Consider the following 19,806-nt stretch of genomic DNA (forward strand, 5'->3'; position numbering starts at 1 on the left):
CGGGCGCCGGTGCGGGCGCGGGTGCGGGTGCCGGCGCCGGAGCGGGTGCCGGTGCGGGAGCCGCCGCCGCCGGGGACCCGGGTGCCGGCGCAGCGGGCGATGCGGCCCCGGCCCCGCCCGTTCCGGTGTTCGCCGCGTTGACGGGCTGCACCGACCCGGTCGACGCCACCTGTGCCTGCGGGCCACCGGCCTGCGTCGCATCCGTGGTGGCCGGGGACCCGACCGGGACCGCGGTCGCCGAAATCGTGCCCGGGACAACGGAGCCGGAGGTGGTGCCCGGTGTCGTGGTGCCGCCGGTGGACTGCGAATCGGCGGTCGGGGTGAACGCCCCGGTTCCGAGCGAGAGGCCGCCGGCGGCGAGCAGCGCGATCGCCGCGGCCGCCACGCCGACGAGGGCCGCCTTCTTCGGGGTGGTCAGTCCGCCGCCGCGTGCGCGCGGCGCGGCCGGTGCCGCGGCCGCCGGAATCGACGTCAGGGGTGGGAGGACGGTGGTGTCGGCGCCGTCGGACAGCGTCGCGTCGAGCACGGCGAAGGCCGCGGTGTCCTGGGCTGCCGGCGTCATCGCCGCCAACCCTGCGGCCACGGTCGCCGCGCCCGCGGCCGCGGTGCTCATCGGGTCCAGGTCCGCGACCACCGGCAGGCGCAGCGTCGTCGAGAGCAGTTCCGCCACCAACGGAATCGCCGAGCTGCCGCCGACGAGCAGCACCGACCCGACGTCGGACAGGTCCAGGCCGGCGCCACGGACGGCCTCGTGCACCAGGTTCACCGAGTCGGCCAGCGGGTCCCGGATCAGGTCCTCGAGCTCCTCGCGGACGAGTCGGACGTCGCTCTGCACGCCGGGCAGGTCGACCGCGATCACCGTGGCCGTGTCGGTGGACAGTGCCTCCTTCGCCAGCCGGCACCGCGTCCGCAGCTCGGCGAGTGCGTCCACGGCGTCGAGCGGCACCGGACCGCCGTGCGCGTCGGTCACACCGTCGAGGACGTAACGCATCGTCGCGTAGTCGAATTCGGATCCGGAGTAGTCCTCGGAGCGCAGCGGGGTGCCGATGATCTCGGCGGTGTCACCGGGGCGAACCACGGTGACGTCGAGGGAACGGGCACCGAGGTCGTAGACCACGACCGGCGCGTCGTCCAGGTCCGGCCGGGTGTGCCGCAACCACGCGACCGCGGCCTCCGGCTCGGTGATCAGCGTGGCCCCGGGCAGCCCGGCCCGGTCGAGGGCTTCGGCGAGCACGTCCGCCTGATAGTCCGACCACACCGCCGGATGCGCCGCGACGACCGCGTCGGCGGCCGGCGCCGCGTCGGCGAGGCAGCGCATCGTGGTGGCCACGAGTTCCTCGCCGGTGTGGGTGGTTCCGTCCTCGGCGATCAGTGCGACCGGGTCGCCGACCCTGTGCGCGTAGCCCGTCACCGCGGCGCCGTCGGGGCGTCCCCCCTCGGGCAGCAGTGTCGCGCCCGCGTCGGTGAACGCGAGGGCCGTCGGGGCGATGACGGCGGTGCTCTCGGGGCCGGTGACGTTCTCGGTGACCGCCACCGAGTTCATCGAACCGACGGTGAGTCCGAGTCCTGTCGACATGTCCTTCTCCCGTGGTCTGGGGGCGGTCGCGTGAGTGCCGCCGATGTCCCCAGTGTCGTCGCCAGCGCTCTCCCCGTTACGGATTGAGTTCCCAAATCCGCAGATGAGGGACCTTTCCCCTATGCCCGGGGGATCCCCTATGTTCCCCGCCCCAACACCGGCCGAGGCGATGGGGGAGCCGACCCCGTTGGGCGGCGGCCGCCCGCTGCATAGCGTCGTCATCGTCACTTCCCACGTGGATCGCACACCGCTCCACACGACATGTCAGGAGTTCGACATGGCCACCAACGCGCTGCTCGACTTCATCCTCAGCCTGCTGCGCGACGACGAGGCCCGGGCCGCGTACTGCCACAACCCGGATGCGGTGCTCGCGGCCGCCGGCCTCGGCGACGTCTGCCACGCGGACATCGCCGCGGTGGCCCCGCTGGTCGCCGAATCCGGACTGTTCGCCGGCGCCGGCCCCGAGCTGACGAGCATCCTCGCCGCCGGTGGTGGCCTCGGTGGTGACCTCGGCGGCGCGCTCGGCGGCGGCCTGGGTGGCGGCCTCGGTGCCGGTCTGGGCGGCGGCCTCGGACTCGGAGCCGGTGCCGGACTCGGCCTCGGTGCGGCCGTCGGCGGCGACTTCGGCGGGAACATCGACCTGGGTGCCGAGCTGTCGGCCGCACTCAGCGCCGCGCTCGGCGCGGCCCTGCAGATCGGCGGTGCGATCGGTGCCGATCTCGGCGCCGCCCTCGGAGCGGCCCTGCACGCGGCCGGCGGCCTGGATCTCGGTGGCGCACTCGACCTCGGCGCCGGACTCGACCTCGGCGCTGCGCTCGCCGCGGCCCTCGGCGGCGCGATCGGGGTCGGCGGCGAGCTGACCGGCGATCTCGGCGCCGCCCTCGGTGGCGCGCTGGGCGCGGTCACCGACATCGACCTCGGCCTCGGTGGACTGGCAGGCATCGGCGGCGGCCTGGACCTGAGCTCGGTGCTCGGAGCGGCATTCGGCGTCGGCGGCGACCTCGGCGCCAACCTCGGTGCCGCCCTCGGTGGAGTTCTCGGCGGCGCGGTCGCGGCCGGCGGCAGCCTCGGCGCGGACCTGGCGTCCGCGCTGGCCGGCGGCCTCGACCTCGGAGCCGGACTCGGAGGCGCCCTCGGTGGCGCTCTGGGTGTCGGTGGGGACCTGACCGCCGCTCTCGGCGGCGCCCTCGACGCCGCGCTCGGTGCGGGCGGCGGCATCGGCGCCGACCTGACCGGGCTGCTCGAAGGCGGGCTCGGCGGGCTCCTCGACCTCAGCGGTGGTCTCGGCGGCGCACTCGGCGGCGACCTGTCCGCGGTCCTGAGCTCCACACTCGGCGGCGTGCTCGGCGCGGGCGGGGAGATCGGGGCCGACCTCGGCGGCGCCCTCGGCGGCGTCCTCGGTGCACTGGTGGACACGGGCGCCGGCCTCGACCTCGACGGCGCACTCGGACTCGGTGGTGACCTCGCCGCGGCCCTCGGCGGAGCGCTCGGGGTCGGCGGCGGCCTGACCGGTGAGCTCGGTACGGCCCTGGACGCCGCGCTCGGCGCGGGCGGGCTGCTCGACCTCTCCGGCGGTCTCGGCGGTGGACTGTCCGCCGCGCTCAGCAGCGCTCTCGGTGCCGGCGGTGAGGTCGGTGCGGACCTCGGCGGCGCCCTCGGCGGCGTGCTGGGTGCGGCTCTCGGTGCCGGGGGCGGCCTCGGCGGTGTCCTCGACGCCGCGTTGGGCGGCGGCCTCGATCTCGGCACCGCGCTGGGCGGTGCGCTCGGCGGCGTCCTCGACATCGACGGCGATCTCGCCGGCGGCCTCGGCGGCGCCCTCGGTGGTGCCCTCGGTGCCGGTGGTCTCACCGGGCTGGACCTGTCGGGTCTGCTCGGCGGAGGGCTCGACGCCGGTCTCGGTACCGAGCTGAGCACGCTCCTCGGCGCGGCGCTCGGCGCGGACGGCGCCGTCGGCGGCCAGCTCGGCGCCGCTCTCGGCACCGCGCTCGAGGGCGTCGTCGGCGGGGAGGCCGGTTTGGGTGGTCTGCTCGGCGGGGAGGCCGGTTTGGGTGGTCTGCTCGGCGGGGAGGCCGGTTTGGGTGGTCTGCTCGGGGGCGAGGCCGGTCTGGGTGGTCTGCTCGGCGGCGAGGCCGGCCTGGGCGGGGCGATCAGTTCCGCACTCGGCGGCGCGCTCGGTGTCGACGGCGCCCTGACCAGTGAACTCGGTGCGGCGCTCAACGGTGCGCTGAACGTCGCCGATCTCGACCTGGCTGCCGGTGGTGGCCTGTCGAACGTGCTCGAGAGCGCGTTCGGGGTCGGTGGCGAGGCCGGATCCAATCTCGGCGCCGCGCTCGGAGGGGTGCTCGGCGCCGGACTGGGTGGCGACCTCGCCACCGACCTGAACCTCGGTGCCGGGGCGAACCTCGGCACCGCGTTGAGCGGTGCCCTCGGCGCCGGCGGCGAGGCGGGCGGCGCGCTCGGGGCGGCGCTCGACTCGGCGCTCGGCGTCGGCGGCGGACTCACCGGCGGCCTGGACGGGCTGCTCGGCGCGGCCGGTGGCCTCGGCGGTCTGGTCGACGCGGGTGCCGGGCTGACCGGTGGCCTCGGTACCGCCCTGGACGGCGCGGTCGGGGCCGGCGGCGGGGCGGCCGCGGACCTGAACACCGCGCTGACCGGAGCGGCGAACGGCGGAATCGACACCGTCGCCGGACTCGGCACGGGCCTGACCGCGGGCCTCGGCGGCGGTCTCGGTGGCCTGATCGACGCCGGCACCGGGCTCGGCGCGGACGTGGCGGGCACGCTGCACACCGCGGCCGACGCCGGAGCCGGCCTCGGCGGTGCGGTCTCCGGTGTCGCGGATGCCGGTGCCGGTCTGACCGGCGCGGTCTCGGGTCTCGCCGACACCGGTGCCGGGCTGGGTGGCGCGGTGTCCGGGCTCGCCGACGCCGGCGCGAGCCTGACCTCCGGTCTCGACGCCGCTGCGAACCTCGGCGGCCACCTCGGCGGCGCCGTCGGTGCCGCCGCGGGCGGTGCGGTCGCCGGTGGTGCGTCCGGCACGGGAGCGGTCTCCGGTGGCGCGTCGGGCACGGGTGCGGTGTCGGGGTCCGGTACCGCGTCCGGTTCGGGCGAGGCGTCCGGTTCGGGTGCCGCCCACGCGTCCGGTTCCGGTGCCGCGGGCGCCGACGGTGGACTCGTCGGCGGTCTGACCTCCGGTCTGCACGGCGCGACCTCCGGCCTGACCAACGCCTGGTCGTCGCTGGACGCGTCGAACACCTTCGGGACCGAGTCGCACAGCGGGAGCGGGCTGTTCTCGAACTCCGGCGACAGCCTGTTCACCGAAGACCACTCCGCCACCGGCGTCGTCGATTCGCACGCGGCGGGCGAGGCCACGACGCATGGGGACCCGATGCACCACTGAGGTGACGGTCCGGCTGTAACGAAACCGGCCCCGCACGCGGTTATCCCCGTGCGGGGCCGGTCCTCGCGGAAAGGGTGTGAGTCGGGGTAATGGACAACGCATCCGGTACGACGACGGCGCCGGCCGGTCCGGTGGTGCCCTCGGCGTCGGAGCTGCCGATGGTCGAGATGCTCGATGCGGTCGGGGCGGTTGCCCGCGCCGCGGGACGAGCCGACCTCGTGGCCAGACTGGACGGCGCGCGCAACCGCGTTCTCGACCCGCGGATGCGGGTCGTCGTCGTCGGCCCGCTCAAGCAGGGCAAGAGCCAGCTCGTGAACTCGCTGTTGAACCTGACCGTGTGCTCGGTCGGTGACGACGAGACGACGGCGGTGCCGACGGTCGTGCAGAACGCCCAGACGCCGTCCGCCGAACTCGTGCTCGCCGAACCCGGCCTCGACCCGGTCCGGGTGCCGATTCCGCTGGAGGAGCTCACCGCGATCACCCCGGCCACGCCGCACGCCGGCGGCCGCGAGGTGCTGCGGATCGAGGTGAACGTGCCCAGCCCGCTGCTCGCGGACGGGCTCGTCCTGGTCGACACACCCGGCGTCGGTGGTCACGGAAACCCGCACGCCGCAAGCACTCTCGGCCTCCTTCCGGCTGCCGACGCGGTACTCGTGCTGTCCGACGCCAGCCAGGAGTTCACCGAACCGGAGCTCGCGTTCCTGCGGCAGGTTCTCGGCCTGTGTCCCGCCGTGGCCTGCCTGATCAGCAAGACCGACCTGTACCCGCACTGGCGGGAGATCGTCGCCGCCGACCGCGGCCATCTCGACCGGGCCGGGCTCGACGTCCCGCTGATCCCGGTGTCCTCGGTGCTGCGCTCCCACGCGCTGCGACTCGAGGACGCCGAGCTGAACGCCGAGTCCGGATTCGCGGCACTGTACGACTTCCTGCGCGAGCAGGTGCGCGGCCGCACCGCGGCGGCCACCCGGACCTCCGTGGCGCTCGACCTGAGGTCCACCTCCGAGCACCTCACCCTCAGCCTCGGCAGTGAGCTTGCGGCCCTGCAGGATCCGGAGAAGGGTGCCGCCGCGGTCGCGGAGCTGCAGAAGGCGAAGGTGGCGGCCGAGGAGCTGCACAAGAAGTCCGCACTGTGGCAGCAGACCCTGGCGGACGGCATCACCGACCTGGCCGCCGACATCGACCACGACCTGCGCGACCGCCTGCGCCGGGTGACCAGGGAGGCGGAGGAGGCCGTCGACGACGGCGACCCCGGCAAGGACTGGGAGCAGCTCGGCGAGTGGCTGCAGGAGCAGGTGGCGACGTCGATCGGCGACAACTTCGTGTGGGCCCACGACCGTTCGGTGTGGCTGGCCGAGGTCGTGGCCGGTCACTTCGCCGACTCCGGTGCGGTGGAGCTGCCGCACCTCGACGTCGCGGACCTCGACGGCGTCCTCGAACCCGTTGCGTCCCTGTCCGATCTGGAGGCGGGACGGATCGGGATCACCCAGAAGGTGCTCGTCGGCATGCGCGGCTCCTACGGCGGTGTGCTGATGTTCGGTCTGATCACCACGATGATGGGCATGGCCCTGGTGAACCCGATCTCCGTCGGCGCCGGTCTGCTGCTGGGCACCAAGGCCTACCGCGAGGACCGGGAGGGGCGAATCCTCAAGCGGCGCAGCGAGGCCAAGATGGCGATCCGCCGGTTCGTCGACGACGTCAGCTTCCAGGTCGGCAAGGAGTCGAAGGATCGGCTGCGGCTGATCCAGCGCCTGCTCCGCGACCACTTCACCGTGATCGCCGAACAGACGCTGCGGTCACTGAACGAGTCGCTGCGCGCCGCGCAGGAGGCCGCGAACCTCGAGTCCGCGCAGCGGACCCGGCGGATCGCCGAGCTCGAGGAGCAGATGCGCGTCCTGGCCCGGATCCGCGAGTCGGTCGCCGCGGTGGGGGCCGGCGAGTGAGCGGTGCCGCACTCGCGGGCGCGCGGGAACTGATCGGGGCGGCACGCGGGATCGTCGGTCCCGGGGCGCGGGCCCACCTCGACGAGTGTGCACGCCGGCTCGAGGAGCCGCTGCGGGTCGCGCTCGCCGGATCGCTCAAGGCGGGCAAGTCCACACTGCTCAATTCGATTGTCGGGCAAGACATCGCACCCACGGATGCGACCGAGTGCACCCGTGTGGTGACGTGGTACCGCAGCGGTGCCACACCCACCGTCACCGCCTGGTACGACGGTGACCGCACCGTCAACGTGCCGGTGCAGCGCCGCGACGGCAGCCTCACCTTCGACCTCGGCGCGCTCACCGCGGACGAGGTGGACCGGCTCGAGGTGGAGTGGCCGGCGCGGGCGCTCGACCACACCACGATCATCGACACCCCGGGCACGTCGTCCCTGTCGCGGGACGTCTCGGCCCGCACCCTGAAGATGCTCACCCCCGAGCACGCGACCTCCGGCGCCGACGCGGTGGTGTACCTGCTGCGAACCCTCGGCGCGTCGGACGTCCAGTTCCTCGGGCAGATCGGGGCGCACGTCGGCGGCGAGTCCGGCCCGCTCGGTGTCGTCGGGGTGGTCTCGCGCGCCGACGAGGTCGGTGCCGGCCGGATCGACGCGATGACGTCCGCGAAGGACGTCGCGGCCCGGTTCGCGACCGAACTCGAACGGACCGGCCTGTGCCAGGCCGTGGTGCCGGTGGCCGGACTGCTCGCGTTGGGGGCTCGCACGCTCCGCGAGCGCGAGTACACGGCGTTCCGTGCGCTCGCCGAGGTCCCCGCCGACGACCTGCAGGTGGCGATGCTCTCGGCGGACCGGTTCGCCCGCCGCGACATCGCGCTCCCGGTCGACCCGGAGCTGCGCGCCCAGCTCGCGCATCGATTCGGGCTCTTCGGGATTCGACTCGCGGTCGCGTTGATCAAACTCGGCACCCGCGACTCCTCGGCCCTCGCCGCCGAACTGGTGGAACGCAGCGGGCTGAACGAGCTGCGTCAGGTGATCGACGTGCAGTTCGGTCAGCGGGCCGACCAGCTGAAGGCGCACTCCGCGCTGCTCGGTCTCGAACGGGTGCTCGCCGCCGAGCCGGGACGCGAGGCGGGCCGGGTGCTCGCGGCGGTCAACCGGGCGCTGTCGGACGGGCACGGCTTCCAGGAGATCCGGCTGCTCGGCCGGCTCCGGTCCACGCCGGTCACGCTGTCCGACGAGGACGCCGCGCACCTGCAGCGGCTCATCGGCGGGCAGGGCATCGGGGCCGCCGAACGACTGGGGCTCGCCCCCGACGCCGGTGTCGTCCGGGAACGCGACACCGCGCTCGCGGCGGTCCGGTACTGGCGGCTCCTCGCCGAACACCCCCTCGTCGACAGCTTCACCGCGCGCGCGTGCGCGGTCGCGGCCCGCAGCGCGGAGGGTGTCCTCGCGGACCTGGCCTGACCGCTGCCACCCCCCCCACATCGCCACCACCAGCCCGCTCGCCGCCCCAGGCATCGAACGGGGTTCATGGGTCATCCGCCGCAACGGAATCGGCACACGAACCCCCGTTCGATCGATCGGGGAGGGGGAGAGTCCGCTCAGGGCGCGACGGTGACCGGGTACTCGGGAAGCGCGATGTCGTCCGGGTGTGCGAAGAACGCCCGCCGCGCCAGCGGTCGGAGGGGACGGCTGACCATGGCCCGGGTCACCAGCCGCCCCAGCCGGATGGCCAGGGCGCTCTGCGGCGCGAACATGCCCATGCCCCCGCCCGGAATCTGCTGGCCGCGTTCGACGTAGGGGCGCAGCACCTCCTCGTAGCGACCGAACGCGCGGACGTGGTCGCCGCCGGCGGCGGTCAGCTCCCCGGCCAGTACGTACGCACCGACCAGTGCCAGGCTGGTGCCCATGCCGGTCAGCGGGCAGGGGCAGTAGCCCGCGTCGCCGACCAGCGCCACACGACCCCGCGCCCAGCGATCCATGTGCACCTGCACGATCGCGTCGAAGTAGAAGTCGTCCGCCGTCAGTGCCGCGTCGATCAGCGTCGGCGCCTCCCAGCCGACGGCGGCGAATCGCTCGGCGACCGCCCGGCGCTGGGAGTCGACGTCGCGGCGGTCCAGATCCAGCGGCTCGGACGCGAACGAGAACGACGCCTTGGCCAGGCCGGGAGCGGTGTCCGGGCGCATCGACACGACCAGACCACCGGGGGAGTTGTGCATCTCGTACCAGCCGTCGAGCCCGACGTGGTCGGGTGCGGTGAACCAGGCGGAGTAGCCGCCGACCGGCCGGACGAAATCCTCCTCGGATCCGAACGCCATGCGCCGCACCGCCGAATGCGGACCGTCCGCGCCGACCACGAGATCGACGGTGCGGGCGGTCCCGTCCGACAGCGTCGCCGTCACCGCGTCGGCGTCCTCGTCGAGCGCGGTGATCCGGGTTCCGAAGAGGTACTCGACGCGATCGGCGGTCGCTCGGTACAGGATGTCGGCGAGATCGCCGCGGAGGATCTCGATCTCGCTGACGATGCCGTCTCCGCCGAACGCGTCGACGGGCATCTCGGCCCGGTGCCGCCCGTCCGCGTCGACCCAGGCGATGCCGCGCTGCTCGACGCTCGCCGCGCGGGCCGCGGGCATCAGGCCCATCCTCTCGAACACCGTGCGGCCGGCGCCCCTCAGGTCGACGGTCTGCCCGCCGGGGCGAACACCCGGCGCGGTCTCGACGACGGTCACGGACCACCCCTGGGCGGCGAGCCAGTATGCAAGGGTGGGGCCGGCGATGCCGGCTCCGCTGATCAGGACGCTGCGCTGACGGGACATGGTCGGCTCCCTCTTGTTGTTGTTCCGGTTCGACCTCGAAATTACGATGTACGCGAGTGCACTACCAGCGGTCTACGTAGGAATTGTTGCCGCAATGGATGTTGGTGCACTAGTGCGGTCGTGGTGCACTCGCGATCGGTGTACGCACCGCACTAGTGCGGTGAGCGAGAGGAGTGGACGTGAACCCGCCGTACCTACGGATCGCCGAGGCGCTGCGCGAACGAATCCTGTCGGGATCGCTGCGGCCGGGCCAGCCGGTGCCGTCGACGCGGAGGATCGTCGCCGAGTGGGGTGTCGCCATGGCGACGGCGACGAAGGCGCTGGCCGAACTGCGCAATCAGGGGCTGGTGCAGGTGCTCCCCGGTGTCGGGACCGTGGTGGCCGAACGGCCCGACGGCGGCGCAGGCGACGATCCCGTGGACACTCCGGTCGCGCAGCGGCAGGCCCCGATCGTGCAGTGCGCCATGCGCATCGCCGATGCCGAGGGGCTGGAGGCCGTGTCGATGCGCCGGATCGCCGCCGAACTGGAGGTCGCCCCGATGTCGCTGTACCGGCACGTGGCGGGCAAGGAGGACCTGTTGCTGCTCATGCGCGAGGCCGCGTTCGGTGACGTGCCGCTGCCCGCGGTCGAGGAAGGGTCCTGGCGGGAACAGCTCGAGCTCGCGGCGACCGCGCTGTGGTCGGTGTACCGGCGACATCCGTGGCTGGCCAGGACGCTGTCGCTCACCCGGCCGCATCCCGGGCCGAACCAGCTGCAGTACTCCGAGTGGAACCTGCGGGTGCTGTCCGGGCTCGGGCTGGACACCAGGACGGTGTTCCTGGTGCACCTCACGCTCTTCAACCTGGTACACGGTTCGGCCGCGAGTCTCGAGGCCGAGGTGACCGAACAGACCGCCACCGGGGTCGATCCCGACCGCTGGATGCGGCGTATGAACGACCGGGGTGTCGCGTTGATCGGATCCGGTGCGTACCCGTTCTCGGCGCGGATCTTCCTCGACCCGGTCGTCGATTTCGACCTCGACGAGCTGTTCGCGTCGTCGCTCGCCACGGTGCTGGACGGTGTCGAGGCACGGGTGGCGAGATCGTGACGGGCGGCGCTGTCGGGACCGGGCGAACCGCGGTCGGGCGACCGCCGGTGTGACGAAGCGCTGCACCGGGTTTCGTTCCGCGGTGGCGTCCGTCGGCGGCCCGGTCTGCAGCGCCGGCGCCGTCCGTCGAGGGGCTCGTCCGCGGTGAGGCCGGAGATCCGCCGCATTGCGGCGAGGTGGCGTCCCCCTCCCGAGCCCGGGTGCTCGGGAGCCCCGTTCGGGCGAGTGCCGGACCGGATCGGCCGAATCGCCGCCGGCGTCGGCCCCGCCGCCTCGGACACCTGACGGGACTGTGCAGCCCGAGACGGCCGGGGTCGTGGCGCACGACCGGACGGCGGGCGAGTGGGGCGGCACGCTAGCGCATCCCGGCGGCTGGGGCAAAGTCCGGGACAGTGCGACGGAAATCCCATCGGCGAGAACGTGTTCCACTTTTCGCGGATGGCGGGCCCGGGGTTATGGTCGCTACGGTTGCCGCGCCGAGCGGTGGCGATGCCGGGTGGATCCGAACCGGACCGCGGGAGGCGATTCCGCCGAACGGCGCTGCGTGGGTGAGTGATTGCCCGCGGGTGGCGGCTGTCCGAAGTCTGTTGTGGGAAGGTCGCGATGTCGCACGAGATGCACCATTTCTCGATGGGGTTGTGGGTGCTCTTTCTTGCCTACGCCGTGTCGGTGATCGGTTCGCTGGTCGGTCTGATCTGCGTCCAGCACGCGATGGCGGCCGCCGACCGGTCGGTGCGGTGGCGGCTGACCGCGTGCGCTGCGTTGTCGATCGGCGGGGTCGCGATCTGGCTCATGCACTTCCTCGGGATGACCGGGTTCGACATCCCGGGATCCGCGGTGCGGTACGACCTGTCGCTGACCGTGCTCTCGATGGTGCTGTCGGTCGGGGCGACCGGGTTCGGCCTGGTGGTGGTCGGGTCCCGGGCCTCGTGGCCGGGACGGGGCGTGCGACTGGTGGCGGCCGGGGTGGTGATGGGCCTGGCGGTCAGCGCGATGCACTACACCGGCATGTGGGCGATCCGGATCCGCGGGTCGATCGACCACGAGCCGACGTTCGTGATCGCGTCGATCGTGATCGGTGTGGTCGCCGCGACGGCCGCGCTGTGGTTCTCCCAGGTGGCCGGCCGGTGGTACCTGCGGGTGCCGGCCGCGCTGCTGATGGGTGTGGCGGTGATTTCGCTGCACTACACCGGGATGGCGGGGGTGCGGGTCCATGTGGATCCGGCCGCGGCGCCGCCCGTCGGAGTGTCGGTGACACAGTTGCTGTTTCCGGCGTTCGGCCTCGGCATGGTGGTCCTGGGGACGGCGGCGGTCATTCTGCTGCTCACACCGTCGCAGGCCGACGTCGAACTGGACGAACAGATCACCAGATGGGTGTCGTCGCCCGCCGAGCCCGAGCCGGCGCCGGTGTCACGCTCGGTCTGAGCCCCTCGACCGCCCGTACCTCACCCGAACCCCGGTGCGACGAACCGGCGCACCAGTCGCCGCTCGGACTCCGGGTCGGGGAGCGGCCAGGTCAGGAGCGTCAGCACCACCCGCACCGTCCAGGCCGCGGCCTCGCCGGTCGGGCTCAGCCCGGTCAGCGCGGCGGCGATCTCGCCGAGCCGCGGCGAGCCGGCGAGGTGGTCGTCGACCTCGCGGGACCGGTCTCCGGTCACCCAATTGTGCAGTGGTGCACTGCCTCTGATCGCGATCACGGACGCCAGGATCGCCTCGGTGATCCGGTCGGTGCCGGACCGGCCCGCGACGGCCTCGGATACCCGGCGCGCGACGTCCGCCGCGGCGCGGGCGAGCACCCCGTCGACGATCGCCTGCCGGCCGCCGACGTGCCGGTACAGCGTTGCGCGTGAACAGCCGGCGCGGTGCGCGACCGCGTCGACCGTGACGGCGTCGAAGCCGCGTTCGGTGAGCAGGTCCGCGGCCGCGGCGAGGATGCGCTCGGTGGCGGCCTCGCCGCGGGCCCTCCCGGTGAGCCAGTCGGTGCGATCGGGCACGGACATCTCCTGATACTGGTTGTGCAAATCTGTCTCATTGTGAGACGAATTCAGGTGCGGTGTCCATAGCGACGTGCGCGGTTGCCTGCGTGGTGAGACAGCGCCCCCAGTGGTGTTGTCCTGCGGTTTCTCAGTTTCGTCGGGGGTCTTGACGAGGGCGATCGGGCGCTGCCACGGTTGCCCGGACCGCAGTGACGAGGAAGGACGCCGGCCGTGACCGAGGCAGTGGAAATCGACGCTTTCGCCGGAGGCGAGTCCGCCCCCGACGTGTTCGCACCGGCCGTGCTCGACGACCCCTACCCGATGTACGCCCGGCTGCGGCAGCATGCCCCGGTGTACCGGATCCCCGGCACCGACTTCCATCTCGTCTCGACCGTGGCACTCGTCGCGGAGGCGGTCGCGCGGACCGAGGACTTCTCGTCGAACCTGACCGGCGCGCTGGTGCACGGTCCGGACGGCCCGTCCACCTTCGACGTCGGCGGCGGTGGCCGCGCCGTGCACGTGCTCGCGACGGCCGACGACCCCGCCCATGCCGCGCACCGCACACTGGTGCTGCCGACGTTGGTGGCCAAGCGAATCCGCGCGCTGGAACCGCAGGTGCGCGGTCTCGCGGAGCAGCTCTGGGACGCCGGCCGGGACGGCCGCGGGATCGACTGGGCGGCGTCGATCGCCGACCGCCTGCCCCTGACGATGGTGGCCCGGCTGATCGGCCTGCCCGATGCGGACGTACCGCAACTGCTGGCGTGGTCGTACGACAGCACCGAGATGCTCGGCGGGGTGATCGCAGCGGCCGACCTGCCGAGGCTCGCGCGGTCCGCGGTCGAACTGACCGGGTACCTGCACGCGGCTTTCCAACGCGCGCAGCGTGATCCGGGTGAGGACCTGCTGGGTGACCTCGTCCGCGCGAGCGCGGAGGGCGCCGTGACCGAGGACGTCGCGGTGCTGATGCTGGTGCAGCTGGTCGGGGCGGGCGGCGAGTCCACGGCCGGGCTGATCGGGTCGGCCGCACGCGCGCTCGCCACCAGGCCGGGACTGCAGACCCGGCTGCGGGCGGACACCGACCTGATCGCTCCGTTCCTCGACGAGATGCTGCGGTTCGAGTCGCCCTTCCGGGGCCATCACCGGCACGTCGCCTGCGACACCACGCTCGGCGGCGTGCCGCTCACCGAGGGCGATCACCTGATGCTGCTGTGGGGGTCGGCGAACCGCGACCCCGCGGTGTTCGAGGATCCCGACGAGTTGCGCCTGCACCGTCCGAATCTCAAGGCGCACCTGGCGTTCGGCAAGGGCACGCACTTCTGCGTCGGCGCGGCGCTGGCCCGGATGGAGGCGCGGGTGGCGGTCCGGCTGCTCCTCGACCGCAGCGACCACGTCGAGCTCGTCGACGCGACCTGGGCGCCGAGCCTGTTCGTGCGCAGGCACACCGAGTTGCTGCTGTCGGTGTGACCGTCAGCGTCGCGAGCGGAGCCAGGCGGTCGCCGCCGGGGTGAACAGCAGCGCCACGCCGATCGTCACCAGCGCGGCGTACAACGCCGGCGCCCACTGCAGGACACCACCCGTGGCGTCGGCCGCGTCGGCGAGCAGCGACCAGAACGCGAAGGCGGCACCGACCGACAGCAGTCCGACCACGGTCAGCACGATGCGGCCGGCCGGCCGCCGCAGCCGCAGCAACTGCAGCCCTATCAGCGCCGCGACGACCAGCACCGCCGCGGTTCCCGCGCACCCGAGCAGGGTCAGCGACACCGCGTCGGCGATGTCCCGCTGCGAGGTGGTCGGGCTCTCGCCGGCGAGCGCCGCCTCGAGCGCGTCCCGCACGTCGGCCAGGTCGAGCAGCGTCGCGGCCGCGATCCCGATCAGCACCGCGAACGAGGCGATCCAGCACCACGCCGCGACCGTCAACTGCCGCGGCGCGGCGTCACCGACGTCCGGTCGGCGGGGTTCAACGTGAAACTCCGGACGCGGCGGTGGGGGGCGGTGCGAGAGCCCGGGGTGGCTGGGAGCGCCGGCGTCCTGCTCGCGTGCGTCGTCCATGCCGCGATCGTATGCGGAGCGGATGCGGCGCCGGATCACCCCGGGCGCCGGTTGCGGAATGACGACCACCCGGTGTCACGCCCTCCGGCCGGGAACAAATCCGACACGGTGCCCGTTGAGCATCACGACAGCCTTGAGTGAGGGTCGCTCAAGTTTGGTTTGACTCCGAATGAGGGGCCATGCAGACTTGAGCGTGTGGCACTCACTTAGGGTGAGAAGCCGAGAAGAATCAGCACAGACAGCCCGGCCGCACCCTGGCCGGGCGTGCTGCAACACGTAGGAGGATTCACTATGGCTCGTGCGGTCGGTATCGACCTCGGGACCACCAACTCGGTCGTGGCAGTGCTCGAAGGCGGCGAGCCCGTAGTGGTCGCCAACTCCGAGGGCTCCCGCACCACTCCGTCGGTCGTCGCCTTCGCCAAGAACGGCGAGGTGCTGGTCGGCCAGCCCGCCAAGAACCAGGCGGTCACCAACGTCGATCGCACGATCCGTTCCGTCAAGCGCCACATCGGCACCGACTGGACCGTGTCCATCGACGACAAGAAGTACACGTCGCAGGAGATCAGCGCCCGCACGCTGATGAAGCTCAAGCGCGACGCGGAGGCGTACCTGGGTGAGGAGATCACCGACGCCGTCATCACCGTCCCCGCGTACTTCGAGGACAGCCAGCGTCAGGCCACGAAGGAGGCCGGCCAGATCGCCGGCCTGAACGTGCTGCGCATCGTCAACGAGCCCACCGCGGCCGCGCTCGCGTACGGCCTCGACAAGGGCGAGAAGGAACAGACCATCCTGGTCTTCGACCTCGGCGGCGGCACATTCGACGTGTCCCTGCTCGAGATCGGTGACGGTGTCGTCGAGGTTCGTGCGACCTCCGGTGACAACCACCTCGGTGGCGACGACTGGGACGAGCGCATCGTGAACTGGCTCGTCGACAAGTTCAAGGGCACGTCGGGCATCGACCTGACCAAGGACAAGATGGCCATGCAGCGTCTGCGTGAGGCCGCGGAGAAGGCGAAGATCGAGCTGTCGTCGTCGCAGTCGACCTCGATCAACCTGCCCTACATCACGGTCGACGCCGACAAGAACCCGCTGTTCCTCGACGAGCAGCTGACCCGCTCCGAGTTCCAGAAGATCACCTCCGATCTCCTGGACCGGACCCGCGCGCCGTTCCAGCAGGTCATCAAGGACGCGAGCATCGCGGTCGGCGACATCGACCACGTCGTCCTCGTCGGCGGCTCGACCCGCATGCCGGCCGTGACCGATCTGGTCCGTGAGCTGACCGGCGGCAAGGAGCCCAACAAGGGCGTCAACCCGGACGAGGTCGTCGCCGTCGGCGCCGCCCTGCAGGCCGGCGTCCTCAAGGGCGAGGTCAAGGACGTGCTGCTGCTCGACGTCACCCCGCTGTCCCTGGGCATCGAGACCAAGGGTGGCGTGATGACCAAGCTCATCGAGCGCAACACCACCATCCCGACCAAGCGGTCCGAGACCTTCACCACCGCCGACGACAACCAGCCGTCCGTGCAGATCCAGGTCTTCCAGGGTGAGCGCGAGATCGCCTCGCACAACAAGCTGCTGGGCTCCTTCGAGCTCGCGGGCATCCCGCCGGCCCCGCGCGGCGTGCCGCAGATCGAGGTCACCTTCGACATCGACGCCAACGGCATCGTCCACGTGACCGCGAAGGACAAGGGCACCGGCAAGGAGAACACGATCAAGATCCAGGACGGCTCCGGCCTGTCCAAGGAGGAGATCGACCGGATGGTCAAGGACGCCGAGGCGCACGCCGCCGAGGACAAGGCCCGCCGTGAGGAGGCCGAGGTCCGCAACCAGGCCGAGTCGCTGGTGCACCAGACCGAGAAGTTCATCAAGGACAACGAGGACAAGGTGCCGGCCGACGTCAAGGAGAAGGTCGAGGCCGCGATCAAGGAGGCCAACGACGCGCTCGCCGGCAGCGACATCGCCGCGGTGAAGTCCGCCGTGGAGAAGCTCGCCACCGAGTCCCAGGCCCTGGGCGAGGCGATCTACCAGGCGCAGGCGGCCGAGTCCGCAGGCGACGGTGCCGGCCCCGCGCACGACGGTGACGTCGTCGACGCCGAGGTCGTGGACGAGCCAGCCGACCAGGACAAGAAGTGAGCGAGTCGGACGCCGAGCGCGAACTGGTGACCGTCGAGGACAAGCGCAGGGTGGACCCGGACACGGGTGCGGTGCGGGAGCCGGCGGCGGACGACGCCGCCTCGGCTCTCGCCACCGAACCCGAAGGGGCGGCGGCCGATTCGGTCGCGGCCCCCGCGGGGGACCAGGTCGCGGAACTGACCGCCGACCTGCAGCGGGTCACCGCCGAGTACGCCAACTACCGGCGGCGGTCCCTGCGGGACAGCCAGGCTGCCGTCGAGGCCGCGAAGGCGTCGGTGGCAGGGCAGTTCCTCGACGTGCTCGACGACCTCGACCGGGCCCGTGCGCACGGCGATCTCGAGACCGGCCCGCTGAAGGCGTTGTCGGACAAGCTCACCGCCGTGTTCTCGGGGCTGGGACTGGCCCCGTTCGGTGACGAGGGCGACGCCTTCGACCCCGAACTGCACGAGGCCGTGCAGCACGAGGGCGAGGGGCACCACCCGGTGCTGGGCACCGTGCTCCGCAAGGGGTACAAGTTCGGTGACCGGGTACTGCGGCACGCGATGGTCACCGTCACCGACGGCGAGCCTGCCGCGGAACAGCCCGCACAGCAGTAGAACAGAACAACGACGGAAGGAGGAGGCGCCCGGTGAGTCAGCGGGAGTGGATCGAGAAGGACTTCTACAAGGACCTGGGCGTCTCCTCCGACGCCTCGGCCGACGAGATCAAGAAGGCCTATCGGAAACTGGCACGGGACCTGCATCCCGACGCCAACCCCGGCGACACCGCCGCCGAGGAACGCTTCAAGGCCGTCAGTGAGGCCAACGCCGTGCTGTCGGACCCCGCCAAGCGCAAGGAGTACGACGAGACCCGGCGACTGTTCGCCGGCGGCGGATTCGGTCGAGGCGGCTTCGCGCCCGGCGGCACCTACACCACCACCGGCGGCGGATTCGGCGGCGCCGAGTTCAACATCGGCGACCTGTTCGGCGGCGGTGCCGGCGACAGCGGTCTGGGGGACATCTTCGGCGGCCTCTTCGGCGGCGGTCGTGGTGGCACCCGCACCGCCACCCGCCCGCAGCGCGGCGCCGACGTCGAGGCCGAGACGACCCTCCCGTTCCGGGAGGCGGCCACCGGCGTCACCGTCCCGTTGCGCCTGACCAGTCCCGCGTCGTGCACCACCTGCCACGGCAGCGGCGCCAAGCCGGGCACCAGCCCGCGAGTGTGTCCGCGCTGCAACGGATCCGGAATCGTCAGCCGCAACCAGGGCGCGTTCGGGTTCAGCGAACCCTGCGACGACTGCCGCGGCACCGGGTCGATCATCGACGACCCGTGCACCGACTGCCACGGCACCGGTGTGCAGAACCGCACCCGCACGATCACCGTCCGCATTCCCTCCGGCGTCAGCGACGGCCAGAAGATCCGGCTCGCCGGGCAGGGCGAGGCCGGGTTGCGCGGCGCGCCGTCCGGTGACCTGTACGTCACCGTCCACGTCAAGCCGGACAAGGTGTTCGGCCGCAACGGCGACGACCTGACCGTCATCGTGCCGGTCAGCTACGGCGAACTGGTGCTCGGCACCACGCTGTCGGTGCCGACCCTCGAAGGGCGCGTGGGCGTCAAGGTGCCCGCAGGCACCGTCGACGGACGCATTCTGCGGGTCCGTGGTCGCGGTGTCCCGAAGCGGTCCGGAGGGGCCGGTGACCTGCTCGTCACCGTCAAGGTCGCGGTGCCGACCAACCTCGACCAGCACGCCACCGAGGCGCTCACCGCGTATCTCGAGGCGGAGAAGAGCAGCGGATTCGATCCGCGCGCGGGCTGGGCGGGTGCGTGATGCACCCGCACCGCGCAGACCACACCGACGGTTCCGACGGGAGGTGAGTCATGGCCAACAACCCCAACCAGAACGAGCCGCTCGACCCCGACGCCCAGGTGTTCGTGATCTCGGTCGCGGCCGAACTCGCCGGGATGCACGCGCAGACACTGCGCAACTACGACCGTCTCGGCCTCGTCACCCCGCAACGAACCTCCGGCGGGGGACGACGTTACTCGCCACGGGACGTCGCGCTGCTGCGTGAAGTGCAGCGGCTGTCCCAGGACGAGGGAGTCAACCTCGCCGGCATCAAACGGATCATCGAACTGACCAACCAGGTCGAGGCCCTCGAGAACCGGGTCACCGAGATGGCCGCGGAGATCGCCCGGCTCGCCGCCGGATTCCGCCGTGATCTGGTCCCGGTACCCCGCAACAACTCCATCGTCGTCTGGAAGCCCCGGCACCAGCGCTGACCGCCCGCAATTCCCCGATGTCACATCGGCTCACCTCAGGTGAGCCGATGTGACATCGGGGAACTTCTCGTCGGGGTCAGCTGGAGCCGAACAACGACACCGGGGCGACCGTGTAGCCGGCGTTCAGGTACGGGAAGCCGGTGTCCATGCGGCTGTCGAGCCGGTAGTGGCCGCCGGCCTGCCCCTCGATTCGGGTGCCGTTCAGGTCGCCGCCGTTGTAGCTGTAGTTGTTGGCCATGAACACCGCCGACCCGCCCGGCAGCGAGTACGAGACGTCGACGCCGATGCCGCCGGGGTCGTTGTCGGCCGCCGTCACGATCGACTGCGAGTGCGGCGGGATGATCGCCTGCGGCCCGTTGATCCACTGCCCGTACGGGTTGTCCGACCCCTGCAGGATCATCGGGTCGTTCGTGTTGTTGGTGATCGTCATCGCGACGGTCGGGCCGGTGGCAGGCAGGGTGCCTGCGTTGGCGACTCCGGTGGTGGCGAGGGTGGTGCCTGCGATCGCGAGGGCGGCGAGCGGCAGGGCGGTGTAGCGGGCGAGACGGTGGGACGGGGTGGTGATCATGGCGTGAACTCCTT

General features: G+C 72.2%; 15 protein-coding genes. 10 read left to right on the plus strand and 5 right to left on the minus strand.

Annotated features, from left to right (window positions below):
• On the minus strand, positions 1-1,576 hold a 1,576-nt coding region (locus ABD951_RS20245), incomplete at its 3' end, for an Hsp70 family protein (protein ID WP_345349209.1).
• A gap of 277 nt (positions 1,577-1,853) precedes the next feature.
• Between ABD951_RS20245 and ABD951_RS20250 the strand changes: the two genes are divergently transcribed.
• The 3 genes from ABD951_RS20250 (at position 1,854) to ABD951_RS20260 (ending at position 8,370) form a co-directional block, all read left to right on the plus strand.
• Positions 1,854-4,973 (plus strand): IniB N-terminal domain-containing protein, encoded by a 3,120-nt coding sequence (locus tag ABD951_RS20250; protein WP_345349212.1) that lies wholly within the window; start codon positions 1,854-1,856, stop codon positions 4,971-4,973.
• A gap of 89 nt (positions 4,974-5,062) precedes the next feature.
• Entirely contained in the window at positions 5,063-6,913 is a 1,851-nt protein-coding gene (locus ABD951_RS20255; RefSeq protein WP_345349215.1) for a dynamin family protein, read from the plus strand.
• Positions 6,910-8,370, plus strand: a complete 1,461-nt coding sequence (locus tag ABD951_RS20260) for a dynamin family protein (RefSeq protein WP_345349218.1) — start codon at positions 6,910-6,912, stop codon at positions 8,368-8,370. The genes ABD951_RS20255 and ABD951_RS20260 overlap by 4 nt, the downstream gene beginning before the upstream one ends.
• Positions 8,371-8,507: 137 nt before the next feature.
• On the opposite strand, the gene ABD951_RS20265 is transcribed toward ABD951_RS20260, so the two are convergent.
• Positions 8,508-9,722: an FAD-dependent monooxygenase gene (locus tag ABD951_RS20265; RefSeq protein WP_345349221.1), complete on the minus strand. Its 1,215-nt coding sequence runs from the start codon at positions 9,720-9,722 to the stop codon at positions 8,508-8,510.
• A gap of 179 nt (positions 9,723-9,901) precedes the next feature.
• Between ABD951_RS20265 and ABD951_RS20270 the strand changes: the two genes are divergently transcribed.
• Entirely contained in the window at positions 9,902-10,810 is a 909-nt protein-coding gene (locus ABD951_RS20270; RefSeq protein WP_345349224.1) for a TetR/AcrR family transcriptional regulator C-terminal domain-containing protein, read from the plus strand.
• A gap of 603 nt (positions 10,811-11,413) precedes the next feature.
• A complete protein-coding gene (locus ABD951_RS20275; protein ID WP_345349227.1) occupies positions 11,414-12,235 on the plus strand; it encodes an MHYT domain-containing protein in 822 nt (273 codons plus the stop codon).
• Between the two features lie 20 nt (positions 12,236-12,255).
• On the opposite strand, the gene ABD951_RS20280 is transcribed toward ABD951_RS20275, so the two are convergent.
• Positions 12,256-12,804, minus strand: a complete 549-nt coding sequence (locus tag ABD951_RS20280) for a TetR/AcrR family transcriptional regulator (protein WP_345349230.1) — start codon at positions 12,802-12,804, stop codon at positions 12,256-12,258.
• A gap of 303 nt (positions 12,805-13,107) precedes the next feature.
• On the opposite strand from ABD951_RS20280, the gene ABD951_RS20285 reads away from it, so the two are divergent.
• Positions 13,108-14,250, plus strand: a complete 1,143-nt coding sequence (locus ABD951_RS20285) for a cytochrome P450 (protein WP_345349570.1) — start codon at positions 13,108-13,110, stop codon at positions 14,248-14,250.
• A gap of 3 nt (positions 14,251-14,253) precedes the next feature.
• Here ABD951_RS20285 and ABD951_RS20290 read toward each other — a convergent pair whose 3' ends face one another.
• On the minus strand, positions 14,254-14,835 hold the full coding sequence (locus ABD951_RS20290; RefSeq protein WP_345349233.1) for a hypothetical protein: 582 nt from the start codon (positions 14,833-14,835) through the stop codon (positions 14,254-14,256).
• A 291-nt stretch (positions 14,836-15,126) separates the two neighbouring features.
• On the opposite strand from ABD951_RS20290, the gene dnaK reads away from it, so the two are divergent.
• From dnaK to ABD951_RS20310, 4 genes are read left to right on the plus strand one after another with little or no spacing between them, the layout of a single operon-like run.
• Positions 15,127-16,965, plus strand: a complete 1,839-nt coding sequence (dnaK, locus tag ABD951_RS20295; protein ID WP_345349236.1) for a molecular chaperone DnaK — start codon at positions 15,127-15,129, stop codon at positions 16,963-16,965.
• Positions 16,962-17,561 (plus strand): nucleotide exchange factor GrpE, encoded by a 600-nt coding sequence (gene grpE, locus ABD951_RS20300; RefSeq protein WP_345349239.1) that lies wholly within the window; start codon positions 16,962-16,964, stop codon positions 17,559-17,561. The genes dnaK and grpE overlap by 4 nt, the downstream gene beginning before the upstream one ends.
• 32 nt (positions 17,562-17,593) lie before the next feature.
• Positions 17,594-18,772, plus strand: coding sequence for a molecular chaperone DnaJ (dnaJ, locus tag ABD951_RS20305; RefSeq protein WP_345349242.1), 1,179 nt, complete (start codon positions 17,594-17,596; stop codon positions 18,770-18,772).
• Positions 18,773-18,822: 50 nt separating this feature from the next.
• Positions 18,823-19,224 (plus strand): heat shock protein transcriptional repressor HspR, encoded by a 402-nt coding sequence (locus ABD951_RS20310; protein WP_345349245.1) that lies wholly within the window; start codon positions 18,823-18,825, stop codon positions 19,222-19,224.
• Between the two features lie 76 nt (positions 19,225-19,300).
• Here the strand turns inward: ABD951_RS20310 and ABD951_RS20315 are convergent, their stop codons facing one another.
• Entirely contained in the window at positions 19,301-19,792 is a 492-nt protein-coding gene (locus ABD951_RS20315) for a hypothetical protein (protein WP_345349248.1), read from the minus strand.
• Positions 19,793-19,806: the final 14 nt, after the last annotated feature.

The organism is Rhodococcus olei (assembly GCF_039540555.1).
Lineage (GTDB): Bacteria > Actinomycetota > Actinomycetes > Mycobacteriales > Mycobacteriaceae > Rhodococcus_G > Rhodococcus_G olei.

Excerpts from the sequence above, each read along its gene's own strand:
- ABD951_RS20250 (WP_345349212.1), top strand. The coding sequence starts at position 1,854 with ATGGCCACCAACGCGCTGCTCGACTTCATCCTCAGCCTGCTGCGCGAC.
- ABD951_RS20255 (WP_345349215.1), top strand. The coding sequence starts at position 5,063 with ATGGACAACGCATCCGGTACGACGACGGCGCCGGCCGGTCCGGTGGTG.
- ABD951_RS20265 (WP_345349221.1), bottom strand. The coding sequence starts at position 9,722 with ATGTCCCGTCAGCGCAGCGTCCTGATCAGCGGAGCCGGCATCGCCGGC.
- ABD951_RS20275 (WP_345349227.1), top strand. The coding sequence starts at position 11,414 with ATGTCGCACGAGATGCACCATTTCTCGATGGGGTTGTGGGTGCTCTTT.
- ABD951_RS20285 (WP_345349570.1), top strand. The coding sequence starts at position 13,108 with ATGTACGCCCGGCTGCGGCAGCATGCCCCGGTGTACCGGATCCCCGGC.
- ABD951_RS20290 (WP_345349233.1), bottom strand. The coding sequence starts at position 14,835 with ATGGACGACGCACGCGAGCAGGACGCCGGCGCTCCCAGCCACCCCGGG.
- dnaK (WP_345349236.1), top strand. The coding sequence starts at position 15,127 with ATGGCTCGTGCGGTCGGTATCGACCTCGGGACCACCAACTCGGTCGTG.
- ABD951_RS20310 (WP_345349245.1), top strand. The coding sequence starts at position 18,823 with ATGGCCAACAACCCCAACCAGAACGAGCCGCTCGACCCCGACGCCCAG.
- ABD951_RS20315 (WP_345349248.1), bottom strand. The coding sequence starts at position 19,792 with ATGATCACCACCCCGTCCCACCGTCTCGCCCGCTACACCGCCCTGCCG.